Source organism: uncultured Roseibium sp., assembly GCF_947499295.1.
In the GTDB taxonomy this organism is placed as follows: Bacteria; Pseudomonadota; Alphaproteobacteria; order Rhizobiales; family Stappiaceae; genus Roseibium.
Window position 1 is genome coordinate 1 of record NZ_CANMNP010000060.1, and the last position, 5,291, is coordinate 5,291.

The 5,291-nt window shown below is 53.9% G+C and carries 5 protein-coding genes and 1 pseudogene; 2 read left to right on the forward strand and 4 right to left on the reverse strand.

Annotation, left to right across the window (positions count from 1 at the left end):
• Nucleotides 1-194: pseudogene (locus Q0835_RS29270) on the forward strand (hypothetical protein); the annotation flags it as partial.
• Here the strand turns inward: Q0835_RS29270 and Q0835_RS29275 are convergent.
• The 4 genes from Q0835_RS29275 to Q0835_RS29290 all read right to left on the reverse strand — a co-directional run bounded on the left by Q0835_RS29275 (nucleotide 154) and on the right by Q0835_RS29290 (nucleotide 4,256).
• Entirely contained in the window at nucleotides 154-1,665 is a 1,512-nt protein-coding gene (locus Q0835_RS29275; protein WP_298966903.1) for an IS66 family transposase, read from the reverse strand. The pseudogene Q0835_RS29270 and the gene Q0835_RS29275 overlap by 41 nt on opposite strands.
• Before the next feature lie 55 nt (nucleotides 1,666-1,720).
• Nucleotides 1,721-2,068: an IS66 family insertion sequence element accessory protein TnpB gene (gene tnpB / locus Q0835_RS29280; protein WP_298966905.1), complete on the reverse strand. Its 348-nt coding sequence runs from the start codon at nucleotides 2,066-2,068 to the stop codon at nucleotides 1,721-1,723.
• Nucleotides 2,069-2,070: 2 nt separating this feature from the next.
• A complete protein-coding gene (locus Q0835_RS29285) occupies nucleotides 2,071-2,367 on the reverse strand; it encodes a hypothetical protein (protein WP_298966907.1) in 297 nt (98 codons plus the stop codon).
• Between the two features lie 176 nt (nucleotides 2,368-2,543).
• Nucleotides 2,544-4,256, reverse strand: a complete 1,713-nt coding sequence (locus Q0835_RS29290; protein ID WP_298966909.1) for a methyl-accepting chemotaxis protein — start codon at nucleotides 4,254-4,256, stop codon at nucleotides 2,544-2,546.
• 545 nt (nucleotides 4,257-4,801) lie between these two features.
• On the opposite strand from Q0835_RS29290, the gene Q0835_RS29295 reads away from it, so the two are divergent.
• On the forward strand, nucleotides 4,802-5,176 hold the full coding sequence (locus tag Q0835_RS29295; RefSeq protein ID WP_298966912.1) for a hypothetical protein: 375 nt from the start codon (nucleotides 4,802-4,804) through the stop codon (nucleotides 5,174-5,176).
• Nucleotides 5,177-5,291: the final 115 nt, after the last annotated feature.

Genomic DNA, 5,291 nt, shown 5'->3' on the forward strand with positions numbered 1-5,291 from the left:
GGTTGAGCGGTGTGAAGCTGATCATCTCCGATGCTTGCCGGGGGCCGGTGGAGAGCATTGGAGAGACGCTGACCTATTACAGCTTTCCCGACAGCCATTGGCGCAAGATCAGGACCAACAGTCCTTTGGAGCGGATCGTAAGCGGTGCGCCGGTCACACGGTCTTTGCGTAGTTCCAGGGCAGCAGTTCGTTGATGTCCATCTGTTTATACCCCTGTGCGATTGCGGTCAGGATACCTGACAGATAGCCGTGAGGCTCGATCCCGTTGAGTTTGCATGTTTCGATCAGCGACGCGATGATTGCCCAGTTTTGTGCGCCGGTCTCATGGCCGGCGAAGAGCGCGTTTTTCCGATTGAGGGCGATTGTGCGGATGGTACGCTCGACGGCGTTGTTGTCCAACTCGATGCGGCCGTCGGTGAGAAACAGGCAGAGCCCGTCCCAGTATTTGGCGATGTATTTCAGGGCTTCTCCGGTTGGGGATTTGGCCGAGACGCGGGCTCGGTTTTGGGCAAGCCAAAGCTCGAAGGCATCGATGATGGGTTGGGAGCGGTCCTGACGGGCAGCATGGCGTTGGTCGGCGGTTAGGCCGCGCAGGTCTTTTTCGATGCGATAGAGCGCCTGGATTTGCGCCAAGCCTTCTTGCGCGATTGGGGCCGCGCCGGATTGGGTGAGGTCGTGTAGTTTGCGCCTGGCATGAGCCCAGCAATAGGCCAGGCTCACATCCTGCGCCGGGCGTTTGAGCAGGCGGTTATATCCAGCATAGCCATCCACTTGCAGCACTCCGCCGAAGCCCCTCAAAATAGTGTCTGCATGCTGGCCAGATCGTCCCGGCGCATAGGTGAAGGCCACTGCGGGTGGATCATCACCGCCCCATGGCCTGTCATCGCGGGCCAGCGCCCAGAAGTATCCTGTTTTGGTCCGCTTGCGCCCCGGCGCCAGAACCGGCGCGGGTGTTTCGTCCATGAAGAGCTTGGTCGAGCGCTTCAGATCAGCCATCAGGGCATCATAGACCGCGGTCAATTCAAACGCGGACTTGCCGACCCAGGCGGCCAAGGTCGAGCGATCCAGATCCATCCCTTGGCGGCTGTAGATTTGCGCCTGACGATAAAGGAGCAAGTGATCGGCGTATTTGGAGACGATCACATGGGCCAAAGTGGATTCGTTCGGCATGCCGCCTGCGATGATGTGGGCCGGTGCCGGAGCCTGAGTGACCCCGCCTTCACAGGACCGACAGGCGTATTTCGGGCGTCGGGTCACAATCACCCTGAACTGGGCAGGGATGACATCCAGCTGCTCGCTGACATCCTCGCCGATGACATGACGCTCGGCCCCGCACCCGCAAGAGAGTTCGGGCTCAAGAACCACTTCCACCCGCTCCAGATGCTTGGGCAGCGACCCCCGGTTGGTCTGACGCGGCCTTGGTGGGCGCACAGGCGCTGTGCGCTCATCTGCATCCACCTCGGCTTCGACCTTGGCGATGGCGGTTTCGATATCCTCCAATTCCAGCTCGTATTGACCGGGGTCGATCTTCTCCGACCTGGCCCCAAAGAGCGCTTTCTTGAAGGAGGCGACCAGTGCCTCAAGCCGTGTATTTTGATCCTGTTGCGCACGGATGATCGCCTTCAGCTCGGCAATATCATCTGGCAATTTGTCAGGCACACTCATGCCTGTTTCAATAGCAAAACAAGGGTAGAATGGCCCGCGCAAATGGCGCCATGAGTCATTCCGCCGCAGAAGGAGCCACCACCTCAAGAGGCTGCACGCGCTGCCAATCCAGACCTGCGAACAGAGCCTCAAACTGCGCCGGTTCCAGGCGCATCACCCCGTTCTTGATTGTGGGCCATTTGAAGCTATTATCCTCAAGCCGCTTATACGCCATCACCAGACCACTGCAGTCCCAGTAGATCAGCTTCAGCCGATCCGACCGCTTGGCCCGGAACACATAGACCGACCCATCAAACGGCTTCTGGCGCAAGTGGCTCTGCACCAGAGCCGCGAGACCGTCATGGCCTTTGCGGAAGTCGACCGGATCACTGGCTACAAAAAACCGGACCTTGTGGGATGGCATGATCACGGTGCCAAAGCCCGTGCGATCTCGGCGATCCGTGCCGCTGGCGTCGCAGCATCAAGGCGGACCGTTACATCACCTTTGATCACGTCAATCGTGCTGGCGGGCAAAGGCTGGTCAACAAGCGCAGGGATCTCAACTTCAACCGGCACAAAGTCTATGCCCTCCAAATTGCGCAGAACCAACTTGCCTTGCCGCGCCATCCGCCGCCAGTCAGACACCGTGCTGGGGATCAACTCATACCGCTTGCCGTCTGCACGACGAGGCACCCTTGCCAGAAACTCGCTTGTAGCTCCCATACAGAAACTCCCTTCAAATCAAAGAAAGCTCTGAATCGCAGATCAGGCGCTATCACGTAAGTGTGCGGTCGGCGCAACGCTTACGATAAACCCAGTCGAGACTGATAACCCCTACCATATATGATGCGTTACGAGTGTTCGCCTTCGTAGGCTGTTCAAACTACCCCAATTCAGGGCTAAACCGCTTGCACTTCTGCCAGGAAACCATCTACTTCAATTTTCAACTTGGAAGCCTGTTCTGAAAACTCGCCGGCTGCCATCGTTACCTGACTTGCTGCCGTCCCCGTTTCCTGGGACGCCTGGGTGACGCCGGTGATATTTTCCGCAACTGCCTGAGTGCCGCGGGATGCTTCGGTAACGTTGACAGCTATTTCTCTGGTAGCAGCATCTTGCTGCGCCATCGTTGCTGAGATTTCGGCCGATGTTTCATTAATCCTGGAAATTATTTTACCGACTTCCTCAATCGACGCGACAGAAGCGGTGGTCTGGTCCTGGATGTCCTTGATCAACCCGGAGATATTGTCAGTCGCCTTCGCGGTCTCACTGGCCAGCGCTTTGACTTCGCTTGCAACAACCGCGAAACCTTTCCCCGCCTCTCCAGCCCTGGCGGATTCAATCGTTGCATTCAAGGCGAGCAAATTCGTCTGCTCCGCAATGTCAGAGATCATCAAAATGACCTCACCGATTTTTTCGGCGGTTTGTGCAAGCTTGTCCATCTGTCCGCCGGTTACAGAAACCTTTTCAACGGCTTCCTGCGAGATTGAAGAAGCGCTTGACACACGCGCGTTAATCTCTCCGATTGAACTGGAGAGTTCTTCGGTTGCAGAAGAAACCGTTGCCACATTTGTAGAGGCCTCCTCAGTTGCAGCGGCGACAGAAGTGGCCTGACTGCTGGTTTCTTCCGCGATGCTGGACATGGATTGAGCTGTGGTTTGCAGTTCGGCCGAAGCGGAGGAAACTGTCTCGACAATCGTGCCGATATTGGCAATAAATCGGTTTGAAGCATTCGACATTTTCTTCTGGCGCTCTGCTTCGAATTGACGCTCACGCGCTTGTTCCTCTTCCATTTCTTTTGAACGGATCATAGTTTGGCGAAAAGTCTGATAGGCGATCGCCACTTCGCCAATCTCATCTTGCGCATGGACCTTAACGTCCAAGCCGAAATTTCCTTTTGTGAGCGCACTTATGCCAGCCACCACGTCGGCCAGTGGCCGCGTGATCGCTTTGCGAACCAGGAGAAACGCGAACCCCAGAGATGCAACAAAAACTATTGTAGCAATTATCAGGATGGCTCTCAGCGCAAACTGTTCGGCTTCCAGGGCAGCCTGTGCGGCACGCAGAGTAAACGTCCCCAGTTCCATGACCAAGGTTTCCAGCTCATGATTGAGCTTGGTTTCTTCTGCCTCGATCGTGGAATGCAAGGTGAGCGCCTGTTCAATTTGCCCGGATTGAATGAGCTTGAATACTTGCAGTGCGTGCTCGTAATAAGCTTTGTGTTCTTTCGCAATCACGCTGAAGGCGTTATAAACCTTTTGAAACTCGGCCCTATCGTGGTCAGAATGAGCCGTTGCCTGAGCAGCTCTGGCAAGTTCTTGAGCCTCGATGATCTCGCGATCAACTTTCTCGGCATATGCTGCGAATACTTCATTGGCTTGATTGAAATCCGCGCGCCCCTCCGTATGCCGATCCAACAAGACACCAGCCCGAAAGGCCCGTTCGAGATTGATCGACTGTTCGAGTTGATGCGTCGTGATCTGGCTCACAGCATTTGTAAGAGGAACATCTTTATTTGCGACATCCTCGATCAAAACACCAATAGTGTTGAGCTGCCACAGACCAATCAGAGCCACCATGACAAGCCCCGCTAGGCAGGTTCCAACAATGGTCATGATCTTTGCGCCGATACTCAAAGACCCCCTAGGCTGCTTTCGATCCTCAGTTCTAGTATCACTGCTCAACTGCATGGCCCCACTCCAATGGGTTAATCCGATAAACCATCGCATCGATATCAACACTCTTACCTGCAATTAATACACAGGCAGCGTAGTGCTTCTTACAAGCTGACTATCGAGTTTCAGTTTCGGGCGGCTACACATAAACCTGATCGCTCAAATGCGTGCCGCGTTCTTACTCAAACTCACCCACCGTTAAATAACGTTTAATAATAACTAATTGAAAGATCACGGTACACCTTAAATAGAACGCTAATTACTTTTGGTTGCATAATTAAATCTTAGGTAATGAACGACAGAAATGCGCCTCATGGTGGTGAAAACGGCCGGTCATGGCATGTTAATTCGCAGAACAGTCGTGATCCTCCGTTTTCCTAAACATAATGGCAGACCACTTCAAAGGGGGAGGATCAGACTGAGTAGTGTTGTTTGAGAATGATCAATCGCGAAAAGGCATACGCTTTCCAGCTATGCAGCCGAAGATGGCACCATTTTCAAACCCGCCAAAATCCGCTTGCCCTATTTTGCTGGTAGTTTTCAATCAGATTTCTTATGATAGAAACATGACTATGCGACTGACACCAGATCAAGAGACCATCGTGGATCGCGTTGTGGCTAAAGGCAAAGTCCGCTCAGCGGAGGATTTTGTCACCGTTGCTCTGCGTCAAATGGAAGGTGATTTGTCAGCCGATCTTGAATCTCGTGTCGGTATGTCGATCGATCAGCTCAATGCTGAACTCGACAAAGGACTGCAAGGACCCGTCACAGAATGGGAAGGCGCAGAAGTTTTCCATCAAAGAATGCTAGGCCGTGTGGACGAATTGACTCAGGTATATGTTTTGGGATTCCGGATTTGATTTCAAAGTGATTCATAGGTTGCCGACGTGATTTGGAAGACGGCGATGTGTACAAGAATGACAGAACGGGATTTCGAACTGGCACTGGAGGTTTTCCGTGCTTGCTTGCCACGGG